At 62.9% G+C, this 21,306-nt stretch carries 12 protein-coding genes; 2 read left to right on the top strand and 10 right to left on the bottom strand.

Translation table 11 applies throughout. The features are described from left to right. Positions 1-92: 92 nt before the first annotated feature. Genes glgB through EGJ27_RS01850 form a run of 3 tightly spaced genes read right to left on the bottom strand, consistent with a single transcriptional unit; the run spans position 93 to position 7,693 of the window. Positions 93-2,324, bottom strand: a complete 2,232-nt coding sequence (gene glgB / locus EGJ27_RS01860) for a 1,4-alpha-glucan branching protein GlgB (protein WP_125829012.1) — start codon at positions 2,322-2,324, stop codon at positions 93-95. Then, the gene (gene treS / locus EGJ27_RS01855) at positions 2,321-5,653 is read right to left on the bottom strand and encodes a maltose alpha-D-glucosyltransferase (RefSeq protein WP_125829011.1); all 3,333 of its coding nucleotides are present in this window, start codon (positions 5,651-5,653) and stop codon (positions 2,321-2,323) included. Before treS ends, glgB begins: the two co-directional genes overlap by 4 nt. An 18-nt stretch (positions 5,654-5,671) precedes the next feature. Beyond that, positions 5,672-7,693 (bottom strand): alpha-1,4-glucan--maltose-1-phosphate maltosyltransferase, encoded by a 2,022-nt coding sequence (locus EGJ27_RS01850; RefSeq protein ID WP_125829010.1) that lies wholly within the window; start codon positions 7,691-7,693, stop codon positions 5,672-5,674. Positions 7,694-8,067: 374 nt separating this feature from the next. On the opposite strand from EGJ27_RS01850, the gene EGJ27_RS24845 reads away from it, so the two are divergent. Further along, a complete protein-coding gene (locus EGJ27_RS24845) occupies positions 8,068-8,226 on the top strand; it encodes a hypothetical protein (RefSeq protein WP_177522906.1) in 159 nt (52 codons plus the stop codon). 10 nt (positions 8,227-8,236) lie between these two features. Here EGJ27_RS24845 and EGJ27_RS01845 read toward each other — a convergent pair whose 3' ends face one another. Beyond that, positions 8,237-8,791, bottom strand: a complete 555-nt coding sequence (locus tag EGJ27_RS01845) for an MgtC/SapB family protein (RefSeq protein ID WP_125829009.1) — start codon at positions 8,789-8,791, stop codon at positions 8,237-8,239. 135 nt (positions 8,792-8,926) lie between these two features. Between EGJ27_RS01845 and EGJ27_RS01840 the strand changes: the two genes are divergently transcribed. Beyond that, positions 8,927-9,160, top strand: a complete 234-nt coding sequence (locus EGJ27_RS01840) for a DUF3203 family protein (protein WP_125829008.1) — start codon at positions 8,927-8,929, stop codon at positions 9,158-9,160. A gap of 17 nt (positions 9,161-9,177) precedes the next feature. Here EGJ27_RS01840 and EGJ27_RS01835 read toward each other — a convergent pair whose 3' ends face one another. The 6 genes from EGJ27_RS01835 to EGJ27_RS01810 all read right to left on the bottom strand — a co-directional run bounded on the left by EGJ27_RS01835 (position 9,178) and on the right by EGJ27_RS01810 (position 21,289). Further along, positions 9,178-9,924 (bottom strand): SDR family oxidoreductase, encoded by a 747-nt coding sequence (locus EGJ27_RS01835; protein WP_125829007.1) that lies wholly within the window; start codon positions 9,922-9,924, stop codon positions 9,178-9,180. A gap of 129 nt (positions 9,925-10,053) precedes the next feature. Next, positions 10,054-12,150 carry a bifunctional diguanylate cyclase/phosphodiesterase gene (locus tag EGJ27_RS01830; protein ID WP_125829006.1) on the bottom strand — a complete coding sequence of 699 codons (2,097 nt, stop codon included), beginning with the start codon at positions 12,148-12,150 and terminating at the stop codon, positions 10,054-10,056. Between the two features lie 166 nt (positions 12,151-12,316). Continuing rightward, on the bottom strand, positions 12,317-13,783 hold the full coding sequence (locus tag EGJ27_RS01825) for an efflux transporter outer membrane subunit (RefSeq protein ID WP_125829005.1): 1,467 nt from the start codon (positions 13,781-13,783) through the stop codon (positions 12,317-12,319). Beyond that, entirely contained in the window at positions 13,780-16,884 is a 3,105-nt protein-coding gene (locus tag EGJ27_RS01820) for a multidrug efflux RND transporter permease subunit (protein WP_125829004.1), read from the bottom strand. Before EGJ27_RS01820 ends, EGJ27_RS01825 begins: the two co-directional genes overlap by 4 nt. After that, a complete protein-coding gene (locus EGJ27_RS01815) occupies positions 16,881-19,988 on the bottom strand; it encodes an MdtB/MuxB family multidrug efflux RND transporter permease subunit (protein ID WP_125829003.1) in 3,108 nt (1,035 codons plus the stop codon). The genes EGJ27_RS01820 and EGJ27_RS01815 overlap by 4 nt, the downstream gene beginning before the upstream one ends. After that, the gene (locus tag EGJ27_RS01810) at positions 19,985-21,289 is read right to left on the bottom strand and encodes an MdtA/MuxA family multidrug efflux RND transporter periplasmic adaptor subunit (RefSeq protein WP_125829002.1); all 1,305 of its coding nucleotides are present in this window, start codon (positions 21,287-21,289) and stop codon (positions 19,985-19,987) included. Before EGJ27_RS01810 ends, EGJ27_RS01815 begins: the two co-directional genes overlap by 4 nt. Between the last annotated feature and the right edge of the window lie 17 nt (positions 21,290-21,306).

The following is a 21,306-nucleotide window of genomic DNA, read 5'->3' as shown; positions in this document are numbered from 1 at the left end:
GACATCGCAACCCGTGGGAACCCGCTTGCTGGCGAAAGCACTTCGAGCGTGCCTCTTCGCTGACAAGTCCGTTCCCACGAAGCGGGTTGCGCTTATTCTTCGGACGCCTTGGGCTTGAGGATCAGCACCGCCAGCGGCGGCAGGCTCAGGGACACCGAGACCGGCATGCCATGGGCGCGTTCGTCCTGGGTATGCACCCCGCCGCCATTGCCCAGATTGGAGCCGGCATAGGTTTCGGCATCGCTGTTGAGCAACTCCACCCAGGTCCCGGCAAACGGCACGCCGACCTGATAACCCTCGCGTGGCACTGGCGTCAGGTTGGCGACCACCAGCAGCGGTTCACCCTCCTTGCTCCAGCGCAGCCAGGCGTAGACGCTGTTGGTTGCGTCATCGCCGATCAGCCACTGGAAGCCCATGGGTTCGGCGTCGCGGTCATGCAGCGCCGGCTCTTGCCGATAGAGCCGGTTCAGGTCGCTCACCAGCGTTTTCACGCCGATATGCTCGGCGTATTGCAGCAGGTACCAGTCCAGTTGCTCGTCGTGGTTCCACTCCCGCCACTGGCCGAACTCGCAGCCCATGAACAGTAATTTCTTGCCCGGATGGGTCCACATGAAGGTCAGGTAGGCCCGCAGGTTGGCGAACTTCTGCCAGCGGTCACCGGGCATTTTGTCGATCAGCGAGTGCTTGCCATGCACCACTTCGTCATGGGAAATCGGCAGGATAAAGCGCTCGGACCACGCGTACATCAGGCCGAAGCTCAGCTCGCCATGGTGATGGGCGCGGTGGATCGGATCCTGCTGCATGTAATGCAGCGAGTCATGCATCCAGCCCATGTTCCACTTGTAATTGAAGCCCAGGCCGCCCTGTTGGGTGTTCTGGGTCACGCCCGGCCAGGCGGTCGATTCTTCAGCGATGACCATGGTGCCCGGCGCTTCCAGCGCCACCACATCATTGAGGTGACGCAAAAAATCGATGGCTTCCAGATTCTCGCGACCGCCAAACCGATTCGGCACCCATTCACCGGCCTTGCGCGAATAGTCGCGGTACAGCATCGAGGCCACGGCATCGACCCGCAGGCCATCGATGTGGAAATGCTTGAGCCAGTGCAGCGCCGACGCCAGCATGAAACCGTGCACTTCAGTGCGGCCCAGGTTGTAGATCAGCGTGTCCCAGTCCTGATGGAAGCCTTCCTGGGGGTTGGCGTACTCGTACAACGCTGTGCCATCGAATTGCGCCAGACCATGGGTGTCGGTCGGGAAATGCGCCGGCACCCAGTCCAGAATCACGCCGATGTCGGCACGGTGACAGGCGTCGACGAAAAACGCGAAGTCTTCCGGCGAACCGAAGCGTGCGGTGGGCGCGAACTGGGCCAGCAACTGGTAGCCCCAGGAGCCGCCGAACGGGTGTTCCATGATCGGCATCAGCTCGACATGGGTAAACCCGAGTTCCTTCACATAAGGAATCAGCCGTTCAGCCAGTTCCCGCCAGTTGTACTGACGCCACTCGCCTTCTTCGTTCTGTTCCATCTGCCACGAACCGGCATGCAGCTCGTAAATCGACAGCGGCGCCGCAGGCGTGTGACGGGCGGCGCGGGTTTCGATCCATTGCTGGTCCTGCCAGTCGAACTGCAGGGTGCGGGCCACTTTGGACGCGGTGTCCGGCGGCAATGTCGTGGCCAGCGCCATGGGGTCGGATTTGAGCGGCAGAATGCCGTGGGCACCAAGGATTTCGTACTTGTAGAGTTCCCCCGGCTGCAGGCGCGGTACGAACACTTCCCAGACCCCGGTCGGATGGCGCAGGCGCATCGGATGCCGACGACCGTCCCAATTGTTGAAGCTGCCGACCACTGATACCCGCCGGGCATTGGGTGCCCAGACGGCAAAACGCACGCCTTCGACGCCATCGACGCTGAGCACCTGGGCACCCAGACAGCTGCTCAGGTCGCGGTGATTGCCTTCGGCGAACAGATACAGGTCCATCTCGCCGAGCAGTGGGCCAAAGCTGTAGGGGTCTTCAGTGATTTGCTCACCGCCTGCCCAGTTGATTTTCAGCAGATAAGGCTGCGGCTGTTCGAGGCGCCCGACGAAAAAGCCCGGCACTTCGCTCATTTCCAGCTCACCCAGATCCCGCTGGTCATCCCTGGACAACAGGCGAACGCTCAGCGCGCCCGGCAGGTAGGCGCGCACGAACTGCCCGCTACCGCCGTCCCCATGAGGGCCCAGAATCGAGAACGGATCGTGGTGCTCGGCACGGATCAGCGCGTCCATGTCCACTGTAGCGGGCATAGCCGTGCGGCCGGTGCCGGTTTTATCAGGCGCATTCATCGTGACTCTCCATCAGACAGTTGCAGCAATCCGCGCAGACCTTGCAGTGGAACCGCCAGCCAGGCTGGGCGGTTCTCGGCTTCGTAGATTACTTCATAAGCGGCTTTTTCCAGGGTGAACAGCTCCAGCGCGGCGCTCTCCCCGTCTTGATCTTTCCATTCATGGGCCATGCCGACGGTCGCCTGGCCGTAGCCTTCGATGAACGCCTGGCGGGCCTGGGACAGATAGGTTTCGGCGACACGGCGGCGAGCCGCTGCCGCCTCATCGGATGTATCGACGCTCTGCGCGCTGCGAATGGCCATGGCGGCCGCGTAATCGAACGAGCGCAGTACGCCGCTGACGTCCTTGAATGGACTGTGCTTGGCACGCCGTTCTTCCAGCGGGCGCGCAGGCTCGCCTTCGAAATCGATCAGGTACGCATCGCCCTTGACCACCAGCACCTGGCCCAGGTGCAGGTCGCCGTGCACACGCATCCGCAGACCACCCACCGACCCCATGGCCAGGCGCAGGACGTGCTGACGGATGGCGTCGCGACGGGCGAGCAGGTCGTCCACCAGTTGCTGGTCGTCCGGTTCCAGATCGGCCTTGCGCTGTTCCAGTCGCTGCAGCGCTTTGTCGAGCTGCGCTGCCACGCTTTCGCCGGACGCCTTGCCATCCTCTTGCAGCGTAGGCTGTACGGCGAAATCGGCATTGTCGGTGGGTGCGGCCAGAATCTGATGCATTTCGCCCAGGCGCTGGCCCAGATGGCGGGCAAAGTCCGCCAGTTCCAGAAGCGCGTTGTAATGCTGTTCCTGGCCGGAAACCCCATGGGACAGCTCGTCACGCACCGCGCGTTCCAGATTGTTCTGGGTCCATTCCCAGGCGTCGCCCTGATTGCTCAGATAACCCTGGGCGATCATCAGCAGGTGTGGCTGGCCGTCATTATCGACGCGGACCACAGAACCCAGAAGCGGCGAAATGTGTGCGTAACCGGCGTTGGTCAGGTACGCCCCCATTTCCAGTTCCGGGTGGATGCCGCCGCTGACCTTGCGGATCAGCTTGAGCACCAGGGCGCCGCCCACCACTACCGAACTGTTGGACTGTTCCGCGGACAGGTAACGCACCTCCGATTCCTGGTTCAGGCCCAGCGGCGCCAGTTGCGCGGTTTGTTCGAAGCGCAGGTCGCCATCGGGGGTGTGAATCACGGTTTGCGCCTGCATGCCATGGATCACCGCGCGAATGAAGGTTTCCAGGGTGAAGGCGTCGGTGATCAGGCCGACCTGGCGACCGCGACGGACGCGGGCCAGGGCCAGCTGCTGCGGCAAGGCGCTGGCGATGTCATCTTCGGCCAGCAGGCCAAACGGCAGCTGATAGCGCTCGGTCTGACCGCCGGCAGTGACCTCGATTTCATTGAGCAACACCGGGTGCGCCGGGTCACCGAAACGCGCTGCGTAGGCGATGTGCACGCGCTCGATGGGCTTGTCCTTGCCGCCGAACCAGCGCCGCTTGGGCAGATAGACCGCCAGCGAGGTGTTTTCCATGGTGCCGCGCAACGGTTCATCGAGCAGTTCTTCCAGACGCTTCTTGAGTACCAGCGTCGGAAAGTCCGGCATGCTTTGAGCAGGTTCCACGTGCCAGCTGGGCATTTGATTCTCCGAAGCCAAAAGAAACCAGTAGAAGCCATAAGGGGGCAAGGTGAGCAGATAGTTCAATTGCCCGATCGGCGGGAAGGCGCTGCCACCGAGCATTTCCACCGGAACCGTGCCCGCGTAGCCGGACAGCTCCAGTTCGGCCGCCTGGGCGGCGCTGGACACGTTGGCCACGCACAGCACGATTTCACTGTGGCCATCGGGCGCCGTGTACTCACGCAGATAGGCCAGGATGCGGCGATTGGCCGGCGACAACATCTTCAATGTGCCACGGCCGAACGCCTTCTGCTGCTTGCGCACGGCGAGCATGCGTCGGTTCCAGTTAAGCAGTGAATGCGGGTCTTTCTCCTGGCTTTCGACGTTGACCGACTGAAAACCGTAGAGCGGGTCCATGATCGGCGGCAGCACCAGGCTGGCCGGATCGGCTCGGGAAAAGCCGCCGTTGCGGTCGATGGACCACTGCATCGGCGTGCGCACCCCATCCCGGTCGCCCAGATAGATGTTGTCGCCCATGCCGATTTCATCGCCGTAATACAGGGTCGGCGTGCCGGGCATGCTCAACAGCATGCTGTTGAGCAACTCGACACGACGCCGATCACGCTCGACCAGCGGCGCCAGGCGTCGGCGAATCCCCAGGTTGATGCGCGCCCGGCGATCTGCAGCGTAGTAGTTCCACAGATAGTCGCGCTCCCGATCGGTGACCATTTCCAGGGTCAGTTCATCGTGGTTGCGCAGGAAAATCGCCCATTGGCAGTTGGCCGGGATCTCCGGCGTCTGGCGCAGGATATCAGTGATCGGGAATCGGTCTTCCTGGGCCAGCGCCATGTACATGCGCGGCATCAGCGGAAAGTGAAACGCCATGTGGCATTCGTCGCCATTGGGGCCGCCGTGACTGTCGCCGAAATACAGCTGGGTGTCCTCTGGCCACTGGTTGGCTTCGGCCAGCAGCATGCGGTCCGGGTAATGGGCGTCGATCTCGGCGCGGATGCGCTTGAGCACCGCGTGAGTCTCGGGCAGGTTTTCGTTGTTGGTGCCGTCGCGCTCGATCAGATACGGAATCGCGTCGAGCCGCAGACCGTCAATCCCCATGTCCAGCCAGAAGCGCATCACGCCCAGCACGGCCTCCATGACCTGTGGGTTATCGAAGTTCAGATCCGGCTGGTGGGAATAGAAGCGGTGCCAGAAATACTGGCCGGCCACCGGGTCCCAGGTCCAGTTGGATTTCTCGGTGTCGAGAAAGATGATTCGCGTGCCGTCGTACTTGGCATCGGTGTCCGACCAGACATAGAAATCCCGCGCCTTGGAGCCGGGCTTGGCGTGGCGTGCCCGCTGAAACCATGGATGCTGATCGGAAGTGTGGTTGATGACCAGTTCGGTGATGACCCGCAGCCCGCGTTTGTGCGCCTGGGCGATGAACCGACGGGCGTCGGCCATCGTCCCGTAATCGCTATGCACGCCACGATATTCGGCAATGTCATACCCATCGTCACGCCGCGGCGAGGGATAGAACGGCAGCAGCCAGATCGTGTTGACCCCAAGCCCTGCGATGTAATCGAGCTTGTCGATCAGCCCGGCAAAATCTCCGATCCCGTCGTTGTTGGAATCGAAGAAAGACTTCACATGGACCTGGTAGATCACCGCATCCTTGTACCAGAGCGGGTCCTGGATGAACGTAGCGGCGGTAGCGGGCTTTTTTGCCATAGGTCACTCCTTGTTGTTTTAGTTGGCGGCCTTGATTCGCCAGATGCCGAACGGCTGATAGGCCGGGTCGATGCGCATCCACTGCACCTTGCCGTACCAGGTCCAGCGGTGGCCGGTCATCAAGTCTTCACCCGAAGTCGCGGCATCGTCGCGCAGGCCCATGTCCCACAGCGGCAACTCGAAATGCGCTTCCTGCACGTTGTGCGGGTCCAGGCTCACCGCGACCAGTATGAAATTGCTGCCGTCTGCCGTGCGCTTGCCGAAATACAGGATGTTGTCGTTCCAGGCCGTATACAGCTTCAGACCCAGGTGCGTGTGCAACGCGGGGTTCTGGCGGCGGATACGATTGAGTTGGGCGATCTCGGCGATGATATTGCCCGGCGCCGCGAAATCGCGGACGCGAATCTGGTATTTCTCGGAGTCCAGATACTCTTCCTTGCCCGGAATCGGTGCCGATTCACATAGTTCGAAACCCGAGTACATGCCCCAGAGTCCCGAGCCCATGGTCGCCAGCGCTGCCCGGATCAAAAAGCCCGCCCGCCCAGACTCGTGCAGGAAGGAGGGGTTGATGTCCGGCGTATTGACGAAGAAGTTCGGGCGATAGCAGTCGCGCAGCGGTGCCTCGTTGAGCTGGGTGAAATACTCCGACAATTCGGCCTTGGTGTTGCGCCAGGTGAAGTAGGTGTAGCTCTGGGTGTAGCCGACCTTGCCCAGTCGCGCCATCATCGCCGGTTTGGTAAAGGCTTCGGCGAGGAACATCACGTCCGGATGCTGGCTGCGGATATCGCCGATCATCCATTGCCAGAACGGCAGCGGCTTGGTGTGCGGGTTATCGACGCGAAAGATCTTCACGCCCTCTTCGACCCAGCCCAGCACCACGTCGCGCAGCTCCAGCCACAGGCTGGGAATGGCATCCGGTGCGTAGAAATCGACGTTGACGATATCCTGATACTTCTTCGGCGGGTTTTCTGCATAACGAATGGTGCCGTCAGGGCGCCAGGTGAACCAGCCTGGGTGCTGCTTGAGCCAAGGGTGGTCCTGGGAACACTGGATTGCGAAGTCCAGCGCGATCTCCAGGCCATGTTCAGCGGCCGCAGCCACCAGATCGCGAAAATCCTCACGGCTGCCCAACTGCGGATGAATGGCCTCATGGCCGCCGTCCGGACTGCCGATGGCGTATGGACTGCCTGGATCGTCGGGACCGGCGGTCAGGGAGTTGTTCGGACCTTTGCGATGCGCACGGCCGATGGGGTGAATCGGCGGGAAGTACAGCACGTCAAAGCCCATGTCGCGGATCATCGGCAGCCGTGAATGGACATCCTTGAACGTGCCGTGGCGCGCCGGATCATCGGTGATAGAGCGCGGGAACAGCTCGTACCAACTGGCGAACTGCGCCAGTTCGCGCTCCACATCCAGCGCAAATTCCACGCTGCGGCTCAGGAACGCGTGATTGTCGGCCTGCTGCATGACGGCCGACGTTTCACTGTGCAACAGCAAGGCGACTTTGCCTTCCTTGTTGGCCTTGGCCAGGTGCTCGATCACCTCTTCGATCTGTTGGCGCAGCTCGCCCTGGCTGCGTTCGGCCGCGTGCACCAAGTGCAGGCGCCCTTCCTCCAGTTCCAGTTCGATGGGCACCCCGGCCGCGTATTTCTTTTCCAGCTCGTAGCGGTAGCTGGCGAACTGGTCGATCCAGGCTTCGATGCGAAACGCGTAGCGGTCGACCGACACCGGAGTGAATTCGCCGACCCAGCTGTCGTTGCCCAGGTCACGCATCGGCGCACTGTGCCAGTGCTCTTCGTCCGAGGCCCGCCAGCGGATGCGCACCGCCATTTTGTCATGGCCGTCGGCGAATACCTTGCTGGTGACCTCGACGGCCTGACCGACGATGCCCTTGGCCGGAAACAGGCCGCCATCGATTACCGGCGTCGTGTCTTCGATCGCGATGCGCGGCAATTGCAGGGCCTGGGTCAGGGTCAAGGGTCGGGTTGGGTGGGGAACATCGGTGGCCAGGGAATCTGGGCCGTATGGCTGATCATTCATCGAGCATCACTCCTCACGCCCCAGGGACGCTCCTGTGCGGATCCGTGCAGAAAAAGATGGGTCAGTTCAGCGGCAGACCGGCCAGAAGCGGTACTGACTTCGCTTGACGGGTCGCCTGAGTTTCCGAGCCGCCGCTATCGGCAAAGTTCAAAAAGTTTGCCAGCGACGAGCGTAGACCATGGGATCGCACCGACGGCCCCCCAAGCCCTGATCCGGAACAGCCGGAGCAACATCGATTTTCCCGATCGCCACCAACGTGGCGCCTGCAGATGCCTGGTTACAGGCTGCAGCACGCCTGAAACACATAACTCGCTGAATTAAACCCACGCTGCTACGGTCAACTGCCTTGCCTACTCCACCAAGAGGAGCAAACGATGAATATCCCGATTCCACCCGAAGCGCCCGATCCGAACATCGACGACCCGGCCCTGCCCGTTCCGCCGCCGGACGAAGAGCCGCCACCGACCATGCCGCCGGTCATCGAGCCGCCGGTGGGCGATCCGCCCGCGCAGGAGCCGCCTGCGATTCTGTGATCGGTCGGTGTCAGGGCGCCCGCCAGTCATCCTGCGGCTTGGCGCTCTGGTTATCCGCCGATTTCGCCGGCTGCTTTTCGATTTCGGTGTGGTCGATCAGACGCGGTACAAGACTGAGAATGCCCAACGCCAGCAAGGTACTGAGCACCGCAGTGGCCTCGCGCCCCATACCCGCCGCCACGCCAATGGCGGCGGTCATCCACAAGCCTGCGGCGGTGGTCAGCCCTTTGACCTGGGCGGCGCTTCGCACGCCGTCCTTGAGAATGGTCCCGGCGCCGAGAAAACCGATGCCGGCCACGATGCCCTGCACCACCCGGCTTAACGCCGCGTCATCGGCCCCCGCCATGCGCGGCACCAGCACGAACAGCGCGGCGCCCATGCACACCAGCATGTGGGTGCGGATACCAGCGGCCTTGCCGCGATGCTCGCGTTCGTAGCCGAGTATGCCGCCCAGCAGCGCGGCCATCAGCAGCCGAACCGTGATCCGCGTCAATTGCGAAGGATCGGTGATGTCGGAGAATTCCGACTGCAACGTGTCCACGACTTCCTGCCACCAACTGTTCATCACCACTCCCGTCACCCTCTGTGCCATGTGGACCGCAGCGAGACGGCGGAGTGCGGTGGATCAGGCAGCCCGGTTGTGGCGCAACGTCAAGGATGGACCACACTTGTCAGCAGCACCCACACAGGAGAAAACCTCATGCCCCTGGACATCGACAGTGCCAGCCAGACCTGCACGGCCACACTCAACGACGTGGTATTGAGCAGCTCGATTCCCGATGTGGTGATCACCACCAATGATCAGACGCATATGTCCGAGGCGTTGCTGGACGGTACGCCGGTGCCCATCACCGAAGCGGAGGCGGATGCCCTGACCGTGCTCGGCGCCCAGGACAAGCGCCATCACACGGTGGATCGGGGTGGGGCCATCTGAAACCGATGCCGGATGCCTCAGCGCCCGCCAGCCAGGTCGATGAAGGTGCCGGTGGCGTAGGACGCTTTGTCCGACAATAACCAGAGGATGGCTTCGGCCACCTCTTCGGCCGTGCCGCCGCGCCCCATGGGCAAGGCCCCTTCCAGCTTGCTGACGCGAGACGCGTCGCCGCTCAGCGCATGGAAGTCGGTGAAAATGAAACCTGGACGCACCGCATTGACCCGCACGCCTTCGGGCGCCACTTCCTTGGACAAACCGATGGTAAAGGAGTCCAGCGCCCCTTTGGACGCGGCATAGTCCACGTATTCATTGGAGGCGCCGAGGCGCGAGGCCACCGATGACACGTTGACGATACTGCCGCCGCTGCCGCCGTGGGCCGGCAGCATCCGTAACAGGGCATGCTTGCTGCACAACATCGGGCCGACCACGTTGGTCATCATCATTTTGAGCAGGCGAAACTCGGACATGTCTTCAACCCGGCAGGCGGACGACAGGGTTCCGGCGTTGTTGACCAGATGCGTGACGCGGCCCAGTTCGGAATCTACCCGGGCGAACAGGCGGATGATCTCGTCTTCGTTACTCACATCGGCCTGGACGGTAATGGCCTGGGCGCCCATTGCCCGGACCTGAGTGCAGATCTTCTCGGCCGAAGCGTAATCGGAAAGGTAGTTGATGCAGATGCGATAACCCTGTCCAGCGGCGAGTAACGCGGTGGCTGCCCCGATTCCACGGGAGCTGCCAGTGATGAGCAGGACCTTTTCCATGTATGTGTCTCGTTGGTTCGCGAAGATCATTCAATACCGGCAGACGTTGCCGCGGCCCTTGGTTGCAGGCAGCCCGCATGATCCTGCCAGCGTTTTAACATTAACGCCACCCGACCGGTCACATTGTCCTCACGCCGCGCCGGAGGGCGCCTTCGAACCGAGTGCAAGTGCCTTGATATCGGCCATGAACTGCGCAGCCGGCAACGGGTGGCCGAGCAGGAATCCTTGCAGCGAGCTGCACCCAAGTCGGGTCAGGAAGCTCTGCTGAACGCTGGTCTCCACCCCTTCGGCGACGATGCGCAGGTTCAGCGCCTGCCCCAATGCGACGATGGCCGAGACGATGGCGGCATCATCGCTGTCATGCTCCAGATCGCGCACGAAGCCTCGGTCGATCTTGATTTCATTGGCCGGCAGTCGCTTGAGGTACATCAGGCTGGAATAGCCGGTACCGAAGTCGTCGATCGACAGGTCCACGCCCATGTCGGCGAGCTGCTGCAACACATTCAGACTGGCGTCCGCGTCACTCATGGCCGTGGTTTCGGTGATTTCCAGTGTCAGGCAATTGGCGGGCAGGTGGTGCCTGGCCAGCGTACCGGCTACCGTGGCCACCAACTGCGCGTGGCAGAACTGCAGGGCCGAGAGGTTGACCGCAATGCGCCACTGGGTGAAACCCTGGACGTACCATTCGCGCATTTGACGGCAGGCCTCGTCCAGCACCCACTCGCCGATCGGAATGATCAGCCCGGTCTTTTCCGCCAGCGCGATGAAATGGTCCGGCCCCAGCAGCCCGCGCTGCGGATGGTTCCAGCGCAACAGCGCCTCGGCCCCGACCGGGCTGCCGCTCAGGGCGTCGAACTTGGGCTGGTAATGCAGGCAGAACTGCCGTTGATCGATAGCGGTGCGCAGTTCCTGCAGCAACTGCAGTTTGTTGCGCGCATTGGTGTTCATCGAAGGGTCGAAGAAGTTATAGCTGTTCTTGCCGGCCGCCTTGGTATGGTACATGGCGGCGTCGGCGTTCATCAGCAGTTCGTGCTGGGTCTCGCCGTTGCCCGGATAGATGCAGATGCCGATGCTGACCGAGACCTGCACCACATGGGTGGCGACCTCGAACGTGCGGGACACCACGCTCACCTGTCGGGCGGCGATGGTCTGCGCGTCCTGTGGGTCCTCCAGCTCCATCAGCAACACAAACTCGTCGCCGCCGATCCGGGCGAGCGTGTCGTTGCGATGCAGGTTTTCTCGCAGCCGCGCCGCCACCTGGCAAAGCAGCTGGTCGCCGATGTGATGGCCGAAGGCGTCGTTGACCGGTTTGAAGCCGTCCAGGTCCATGAACATCAAGGCGAAGAAACCGCCCTTCTCGCTGACGGTGTTCATCGCCTGTTCGATGCGGTCGGTGAGCAGCACCCGATTCGGCAGCCCGGTCAGATTGTCGTGCAGCGCCAGTTTGGTCAGCTCGCGGTTGGCCTCGGACAATGACAGGGCGAGCACCGCGGTACGGGCTTCCATGCGCGCATCGAGAATCGAGGTCAGCAACGCGATGGTCAACACCGCCAGGGTGCCGACCAGCACCAGCTTGTCCAGCCCGTCGCGGTGCAGCCCGCCGTTCAAGGCGCCACAGAAACTGCCGTCGGCAAAGTTGGCCGCCGCCATCCCGGTGTAATGCATGCCGACGATGGCGAACCCCATCAGCACCGCCGCCGCGATGCGGGCCGGCAGCACATGGCGCGACTGCCGACGCAAGCGGAAGGCGATCCACAACGCCGCGCCGGATGCCACGACCGCAATCAGCAACGACAGACCGAACAGGTCAGGGTCATAGTCGATGCCCGGCTGCATGCGCAATGCGGCCATGCCCAGGTAGTGCATCGAGCTGATGCCCACACCCATGCACAGCGCCCCGATACCCAGATGAAGGGCCGGCAGCTGCGGCTGGCTCACCAGCCACAGGGCGAAACCGGATGACAGCATGGCGGCTAGTAGCGATGCCAGGGTCAGAGGAATGTCAAAGGCGGTTTCGAAAGGAGGTTCGAAGGCCAGCATGCCGATGAAGTGCATGGACCAGATGCCGGTGCCCATGGCGAAGGCTCCGCCGCCGATCCAGCCGTACACCGCTCGGCCGCTCGCCGAAGCGATGCGGCTGGTGAGATCCAGCGCCGTGTATGAAGCCAGAATCGCAACCAGAATGGAAATCAGGACCAACGAGGGGATGTACGCGCCGCTTGACATAAACTCACCGAGATAAGGCCGTCCGGCTTCCATGCGGGTCGAGTATAGAGATTGTACCCAAACGGCACCGAATGTCTCTGCGACGGCCTCACAAATATGGCGTTGAGCCATAAATAAATGGCGGACGGTACGTGCCTGACCTCGGGGAGCTGTGCGGTGGACTGTTTCAGTCCTTGAGTGTCAGGCCCTGCTCGATGTCCCAACCGCCGCCCAGTGCCGCCATCAGCTGAACGCTGGCGATCAGGCGGCTTTGCAGCACATTCAACACGCTGCGCTCGTTGCTCAAGGCTGTGGCCTGAACATTGACCACATCCAGATAGGCGATCAAGCCGGCCTTGTACTGATTGCTGGTCAGGCGCAGCGACTCGCGGGCCGCCTCCAGCGCTTCCTGGCGCACCGACGCTTCCTGCTCATACACCTGCAACTGGACCATGTAGTTTTCCACTTCCTGGAAACCGTCGAGAACGGTCTGGCGATACTGAGCGACCGTCTGGTCGTAAACGGCCTCGGTGCGTTCCAGCTCCGCGGAGCGACTGCCGCCGTCGAACAGGGTCAAGGCCAGTTGCGGGCCGACCGACCAGAACCGGTTCGGCAGGCTGATCCAGTTGGCGAAGGTGCTGCTGCTGTAGCCGCCGCTGAGGCTCAAGGTGAAGTCGGGGTAGTACGCAGCCTTGGCCACGCCGATGTTGGCATTGGCGGCCATGACGCTGCGCTCGGCGGCGGCGATGTCCGGGCGACGCTCCAGTAACTGCGAAGGAATGCCGACCGGGATCTGCGGCAGCGCCGGCACTGAATTGGTCGCTGCCAGATTGAATTCGGCCGGGGCCATGCCCATCAGCACGGCAATGGCATTTTCGAACTGCGCCCGCTGCCAGGCCAGGTCGATCAGGTCGGCCTCGGTGCTTTTGAGCTGGGTCTGGGCCTGGGCCACGGCTTCGCGTCCGGAAATACCGGCGCGGTACTGGTTCTGAGTCATGGTCAGGGAGCGCCGATAAGCCTCGACCGTAGCCTCGAGCAGGCGCTTCTGCTCGTCGATGACCCGCAACTGCAAGTAGTTCTGCACCAGTTCCGATTGCAGGCTCAATTGCATGGCGGCCAGGTCGGCCAGACTCGCCTGGGCACTGGCGGTATCGGCTTCCAGGCCGCGGCGCAGCTTGCCCCACACGTCGGCCTCCCAACTCACGCCCAGTTGCGCATTGTAGGTATCGCGGATGCCGCTGCTGTTGTTGCTCAGGCTAGAACTGCTGCTGCCGGTGCCCTGGCTGGACCGGGTCTTGCCGGTCGTCAGGTCCAGGGTCGGCAGGAAGGCGGCGCGGGAGCTGCGTACCAGAGCGCGGGCCTGGCGATACTGGGCTTCATACTGGGCAACGGTCTGGTTGGACGTGTTGAGACGTTCCACCAGGGCGTTGAGCTGGGCGTCGTTGTAGATCTCCCACCAGGCACCGCGCGCTACCGCATCGCTGGGCGTGGCCTGGCGCCAGCCTTCGGCCGCCTTGAAGCTGGCCGGCGTCGTCATGTCCGGGGTGTGGTAGTCCGGGCCGACGGCACAGGCACTGAGCAGCACGACAAGGCCCAGCCCGATGGGACGTGCCCAGCGAGTGAAGTGGGTGGGAACAGTCAGGCGATCGGTCATAGCGGGTTTTCCAGAGCAGCATCGGTACGCACGCCGCGCCAGTGATTGAAACGATGGCGCGCACGGTCGAGATAAAGGTAAACCACAGGTGTGGTGTAAAGCGTCAGAATCTGGCTGAAGACCAGGCCGCCGATGATGGTCAGGCCCAGCGGCGTGCGCATTTCGGCACCTTCGGCGGTGCTGAGCAACAGCGGCAAGGCGCCGAGAATCGCGGCCATGGTGGTCATCAGAATCGGCCGCAGACGCTGCAGGCAGGCGCTGCGAATCGATTCCTGCGGCGTCAGGCCGTTCTCGCGTTCCAGATGCAGCGCCAGGTCGATCATCATGATGGCGTTTTTCTTCACCACGCCGATCAGCAGGAACAGGCCCAACAGCGAGATCAGGCTGAACTCGCTGCCCAGCACGTAGATCGTCAACAAGGCCCCTACGCCCGCCGACGGCAGGGTCGACAGGATGGTCAGCGGGTGAATGTAGCTTTCATACAGGATGCCCAGCACCAGATAGACCGCCAGCAGCGCCCCGAGAATCATCCACGGCTGGCTTTTCTGGGTCGAGGCGAAGGCGCTGGCGGTGCCGGCCATCTTGGCGATGACCTCCGAGGGCAGGCCCAGGGCTGCGACGGCCCGTTCGATGGCCACCGTTGCCTGATCCAGCGTCACGCCTTCGGCCAGGTCGAACGAGATATCTTCGGATGCGAACTGCCCATCGTGGGACACCCGGTCGTTCTCCAGGCTGCGCTCGTAACGAGCGATGCTCGACAGCGGCACCCGATTGCCGTCAGAGGTAATCACCTGGACCTGCTGCAAGGTCACCGGGTCCTGGGCGTACTTGGGATTGACCTCCATCACCACCTGATATTGGTTGAGCGTGTCGTAGATGGTCGACACCTGGCGTTGGCTATAGGCATTGTTGAGCACGGTGGTCACCATGTTCATGTCGATGCCCAGGCGCTTGGCCGCGTCACGGTCCACCACCAGCGTGACCTGCTGGGCGCCGCGACCTTCGCGGGCGTCGATGGCGGTCAGTTGCGGCAGCGCCTTGAGTGCGTTCACCACCTTGGGGTACCACTCGCGCAATTGGGTCAGGTCACCGCTTTGCAGAATGTACTGGTATTGCGAGCTGGTCTGCTCGCGGCCACCGCCCAGTTGCAGGTCCTGGTCAGGCGCCAGGAACAGGCGGCCGCCCGGCACTTGCGGCATGTTCTTGCGCAGGCGCTCGACCACCTGGGTGGCGTCCAGCTTGCGTTCGCTGATCGGCTTGAGACGCACGATCATGAAAGCATTGTTGGTCCCGCCGTTGCCGCCAATGAAACCGGCGATACTCTCCACGGCAGGATCGGCCAGCACGGCGCGGCGAAAGATCTCCATCTTGGGCTGCATGACCTTGAACGACAGGCCGTCGTCGCCGCGCACAAAGCCCATCAACTGCCCGGTATCCTGCTGCGGCAGGAACGTCTTGGGCACCACCACATACAACGCGACGTTGACCACGATGGTGACCAACAAACTCAGCAGGGTCAGGCGCGGGTGGCGCAAGACCCAGCCCAGCGAGCGGTCGTAACCTGCGACCATGCGTTCGTTGACTCGCTGGCTCCAGCGCTGGAAAGCGTTCTGCTCGCCGGTATGGGGCTTGAGCCAGCGGGCACAGAGCATCGGCGTCAGGGTCAGCGAGACCACCAGAGAAACGATGATGGCCACCGACAGCGTGATGGAAAACTCGCGGAACAGACTTTCCACCAGCCCGCCCATGAACAGGATCGAGATGAACACCGCCACCAGCGAGACGTTCATCGACAGCAGCGTGAAGCCCACTTCCTTGGAACCGCGATAGGCTGCGGTCAGCGGATCGACCCCTTCATCGATGTGCCGCGAGATGTTTTCCAGTACCACGATGGCATCGTCCACCACCAGCCCTGTGGCCAGGATCAGCGCCATGAGCGACAGATTGTTCAGGGAAAAACCGCACAGGTACATGATCGCGAAGGTCCCGACCAGCGACACCGGCACCGCCAGCGTGGGGATCAGCGAGGCGCGAAAGTTGCCCAGGAACAGAAACACCACCATGACCACCAGCACCACGGCAATCAGCAAGGTCATTTCCGCCTCGTGAAGTGTCGCCGTGATCACCGGTGAGCGGTCCATGGCCAGGTCCAGCCTGACGCTGGCCGGCAGCACTGCCTGCAACGCCGGCAGCTGTTGCTTGATCTGCGCCACGGTTTCGATGATGTTGGCACCGGCCTGGCGGTTGATGACCAGCAGCACGGCGGCGCGGTCGTTGAAAAAGCCGCTGTTGTAACGGTTCTCCACCTCGTCGCTGACCGTGGCTACGTCGCGCAGGCGCAAGGTCGCGCCGTCCTGGTAGCGAATGATCAGCGGCGCGTAATCTACCGCCTTTTCCAGCTGGTCGTTGGCTTGCACCTGCCAGTTGTGCTCGGCGTTTTCCACCGAGCCTTTGGGCCGGCGCACGTTGGTGTTGGCGATCGCCGTACGCACATCGTCCAGCGCCACGCCGTACTGGTCCAGCATGTGCGGCTCCAGCTCGATGCGCACCGCGGGCAGCGAGCTGCCGCCGATCTGCACTTCCCCGACCCCGGTCACCTGAGACAGGCTCTGGGACAGAATGGTCGAGGCCAGATCATACAACTGGCCCTTCTCCAGCACGTCGGAGGTCAGTGCCAGAACCATGATCGGCGCCTGGGACGGGTTGACCTTCTTGTAGGTCGGCATGCTGCGCATCCCGCTGGGCAAGAGGTTGCGCGACGCATTGATGGCGGCCTGCACTTCCCGGGCCGCCCCGTTGATGTCACGGTCCAGGTCGAATTGCAGGATGACCCGGGTCGAGCCCTGACTGGAATTGCTCGACATGCTGCTGATGCCGGCGATGGTGCCCAGCGACCGCTCCAGCGGCGTGGCGACGCTGGAGGCCATGATTTCCGGACTCGCCCCCGGCAGACTCGCCGACACCACGATGACCGGGAAATCCATGTTCGGCAGCGGGGCCACGGGCAGCAGGCGAAAGCTCATGGCGCCCAGCAGCATGATCGCCAGGCTCAGCAGGACGGTGGCGACCGGGCGACTGATAAAAGGGGCCGACAGGTTCATGCGTCAGCCTGCTCCAGGCGTGCGGTGTCGGGTTTGCGACCCCAGCGACGGCCCAGCCGGTCGAAGTACAGGTAAATAACCGGTGTAGTAAACAGCGTCAGAATCTGGCTGACCAGCAGGCCGCCGACCATTACCAGGCCCAACGGCTGGCGCAGTTCGGCGCCGGAACCGGTGGCGAGCATCAGTGGGATCGCGCCGAACAGCGCCGCCAGGGTGGTCATCAGGATCGGCCGGAACCGCAGCAGCGCCGCTTCATAGATCGCCGTTTCCGGATCGATGCCGCGATTGCGTTCGGCATCCAGGGCGAAGTCGATCATCATGATCGCGTTCTTCTTGACGATGCCGATCAGCAGAATGATACCGATGATCGCGATCATGCCCAGGTCGTTGCCGCTGATCATCAACGCCAGCAGCGCACCGACTGCGGCTGACGGCAAGGTCGAAAGAATGGTGATCGGGTGGATGTAACTCTCGTACAGCACGCCTAGCACGATGTACATGGTGACCACCGCCGCCAGAATCAGCAGCAGCGTACTGGACAGCGACGCCTGGAAGGCTTCGGCGGCACCCTGGAACCGGGTCTGCACCCCCAGCGGCATGCCGATATCCTTCTGCACCTGCTCGATAATCTTGACCGCCTCGCCCAAGGCCACGTCCGGCGCCAGGTTGAACGACATCATCACCGCCGGAAACTGGCCGATATGGGCAATCGCCAGCTGCGCCTGGCGCTGCTCGACACGCGCCAGGCTGGACAGCTTGACCTGCGCGCCGTCGGTGGTCTTGACGTGGATCTGTTCCAGCGCCTGCGGGCCCAGTTCACTGGCCGAATCGGCCTGCAACACCACCCGGTACTGACTGGCCTGGGTGTAGATGGTGGAAATCTGCCGCTGGCCGAAGGCGTCGTACAGTGCGTCGGTGATATTCGAGACACTCACCCCTACCCGGCTGGCGGCGTCGCGGTCGATGGCCAGATAGACCTGCAGACCCTTGTCCTGCAGGTCACTGGCGACATCGGTCAGTTCCGGGCGCCTGGTCAGAGCGTCGACCAGCCTGCCGCTCCACAGACTGAGCAGTTCGGCGTCCGGCGACGACATGCTGAACTGGTATTGCGTGCGGCTGACTCGGTCCTCGATGGTAAGGTCCTGGACCGGCTGCATGAACAGGCGGATCCCGGACAGCTTGTCCAGTTGCGGCTGCAGGCGCTGGATGATCTGGGTGGCGGTCAGGTCCCGTTCGCCATGGGGCTTGAGGTTGATCAGCAGGCGGCCGCTGTTGAGCGTGGCATTGTCGCCATCCACCCCGATATAAGAGGACAGGCTCGACACGGCCGGGTCTTTGAGGATGATGTCGGCCAGCGATTGCTGACGCTCGCTCATGGAGGCGAACGACACCGATTGCGGTGCCTCGGAGATGCCCTGAATCACACCGGTGTCCTGCACCGGGAAGAAGCCCTTGGGCACCGCCATGTACAGCAGTACGGTCAGGGCCAGCGTGCCGATGGCCACCAGCAGCGTCAACGGCTGGTGCTTGAGCACCCAGCGCAATTTTCCGGCGTAAACCTCAATCATCCAGTCGATCCACGCGCCGCTGGCACGATAGAACCGGCCTTGCTCGTGCTCCTTGGGTTCACGCTTGAGCAGCCGGGCGCACATCATCGGCGTCAGGGTCAGGGAGACCACCAGGGAAATCAGGATCGCCACCGCCAGGGTGATGGCGAATTCGCGGAACAACCGCCCCACCACGTCGGCCATGAACAACAGCGGGATTAGCACGGCAATCAGCGACAGGGTCAGGGAAATCAGGGTGAAGCCGATCTGCTTCGCGCCCTTGAGGGCCGCCTGCATCGGCGTTTCGCCCTCTTCGATATGCCGGGAAATGTTCTCCAGCATGACAATGGCGTCATCCACCACGAACCCGGTAGCAATGGTCAGTGCCATCAGCGTCAGGTTGTTGATCGAAAACCCGGCCAGGTACATGACGCCGAACGTACCGATCAAAGACAGCGGAACCGCGATGGACGGAATGATGGTGGCGCTCAGGCGGCGCAGGAACAGGAAGGTCACCAGCACCACCAGGACGATGGCGATCAGCAATTCGTGCTGCACGTCGGTGACCGAAGCGCGGATGGTCTGGGTGCGGTCGGTGAGCACCGTCACGTCCAGGCCGGCCGGCAGGTTGTCGGTGATACCGGGCAGCATGGCCTTGATCCGGTCCACCACATCGATGACGTTGGCGCCGGGCTGGCGCTGGATATTGAGCAACACGGCCTGGCTGCGGTTGGCCCAGGCGGCGAGGCGCTCGTTCTCGGCGCCGTCGACGATCTGCGCCACGTCCTTGAGGCGCAGCGGCGCGCCGTTCTGGTAAGCCAGGATCAGGTTGGCGTATTCCTCGGGCGACTTGAGCTGGTCGTTGGCATCGAGCATCGACACCCGGGTCGGGCCGTCGAAGTTGCCTTTGGGCTGGTTGACGTTGGACGCGCTGACCAGCGTGCGCACGTCGGACAGGTTCAGGCTGTTGGCAGCCAGCGCCTGGGGGTTGACCTTGATTCGCACCGCCTGGCGCTGACCGCCGGCAATGCTGACCATGCCCACACCACTGATCTGCGAGATACGCTGAGCCATGCGCGTGTCGACCAGGTCGTTGAGTTGCGGCAGCAGCATGGTCTTGGACGTGATCGCCAGGGTCAGTACCGGTGTGTCGGCCGGGTTGACCTTGTTGTAGACCGGCGGCGCCGGCAAGTCATCGGGCAGCAGGTTGGTCGCGGCGTTGATCGCGGCCTGCACTTCCTGCTCGGCGACGTCCATATTGATGTCGAGACTGAAACGCAAGGTAATGACCGAAGCGCCGCCAGAGCTGGTGGACGCCATTTGCGTCAGACCGGGCATTTGCCCGAACTGGCGTTCCAGCGGCGCGGTGACCGCGCTGGTCATCACCTGCGGGCTGGCGCCGGGATACAGGGTCATGACCCGGATGGTCGGAAAGTCCACCTGCGGCAGCGCAGACACCGGCAGCAAGGTGTAGGCGATCAGACCGGCCAGGACGATCGCCAGCATGCTGAGCGTCGTGGCGACCGGACGCAGGATGAACAGGCGTGACATGTTCATACGCGAGTCTTTTCCGCCTTGTCGACCATGGCCGACTTATCGGTGGCCTTGGCCGGCGCGCCCTGAAGCTGCTGACCCGGACCTGCCGGCACATCCTTGCTGTCGCTGACCACCTCGACCTCCGCGCCATCGCGCAGTCGGTCGGTGCCTTCCAGCACCACGCGGGCGCCGGCGGCAAGCCCTTCGGTAATGACCGTCGATTGCTCGTCGCTCGGCCCGGTCTTGAGCAGGTTGATCTTCACTTTCTTGTCGCCGTCCAGCACGTACACGAAGGTGCCGTTGGTGCCGAACTGCACGGCCGCGGTAGGCACCAGTACTGCCTGGCGCAGCGTATCGGCGCGCAGGCGGACATTGACGAACTGATTGGGAAACAGGACTTCATCGCGGTTTTCGAAGCGCGCCTTGAATTTCAGGGTGCCGGTGGCGACATCGATCTGGTTGTCGAGACTGGCCAGTACACCGGTCGCCTGCATCTGCACATCGCCCCGGTCCCAGGCTTCGACCGGCAGTTTGTCGCCGGTACGGTAACGGGTCAGCACGGCGGACAGGTCTTTCTCCGGCAGGGTGAAATTGACCGAGATCGGTTGCGTCTGGGTAATCACCACCAGTGCTGTGGTGTCGTTGGCGGCTACCAGGTTACCGACGTCCAGCTGCTTGAGGCCGACGCGTCCGGCAATCGGGGCGCGAATGCGGGTGAACTCCAGGTTCAGCCTGGCTTCCGCCACGGCCGCCTGATTGGATTTGATCGTGCCCTGGTACTGGTTGACCAGCGATTCAGCGGTGTCCAGGGTCTGCTTGGCGATGCTGTCCTCGGCGAACAGGCCGCGGTAGCGCTGCACGTCGAGTTGGGCATTCTTGAGCAGCGCCTGATTGGTCGCCAGGGTGCCCTGGGCCTGTTGCAGGGCAACCTCGTAGCTGCGCGGGTCGATTTCGGCAAGCAGGTCACCGGCCTTGACCATCTGGCCTTCCTGGAAATGCAGCTTGACCAGCTCCCCCGCCACGCGGCTGCGCACATTGATCGTGTTGGTCGCGGTGACCGTGCCCAACGCCTTGTAGTAGATCGGGAAGTCGCCCTGGGTCACCGGCGCCACGCGCACTGGCACGGCCGCGGCCGAACCGCCGAAGCCTGGTCGTACCGGGCCGCCCGCCCGCGCCTGGCCACTGGACGACGCGCCCTTCTGGGCAGCCGACGAGGGCCAGAGCCACCAGCACAGGCAGACGATAGCCAACAGGACCAAAAGACTGATCAACCAGCGACGAGAATTACGGGGGCCAGACGATTGCATGAATAAATCAACCATTACGGGGTGTGGGGCTT

Source organism: Pseudomonas sp. v388, from assembly GCF_003935425.1.
Taxonomy (GTDB): Bacteria; Pseudomonadota; Gammaproteobacteria; order Pseudomonadales; family Pseudomonadaceae; genus Aquipseudomonas.
The sequence above is the reverse complement of the archived record's forward strand: the minus strand, read 5'-3'. Positions and strand labels throughout refer to the sequence as shown.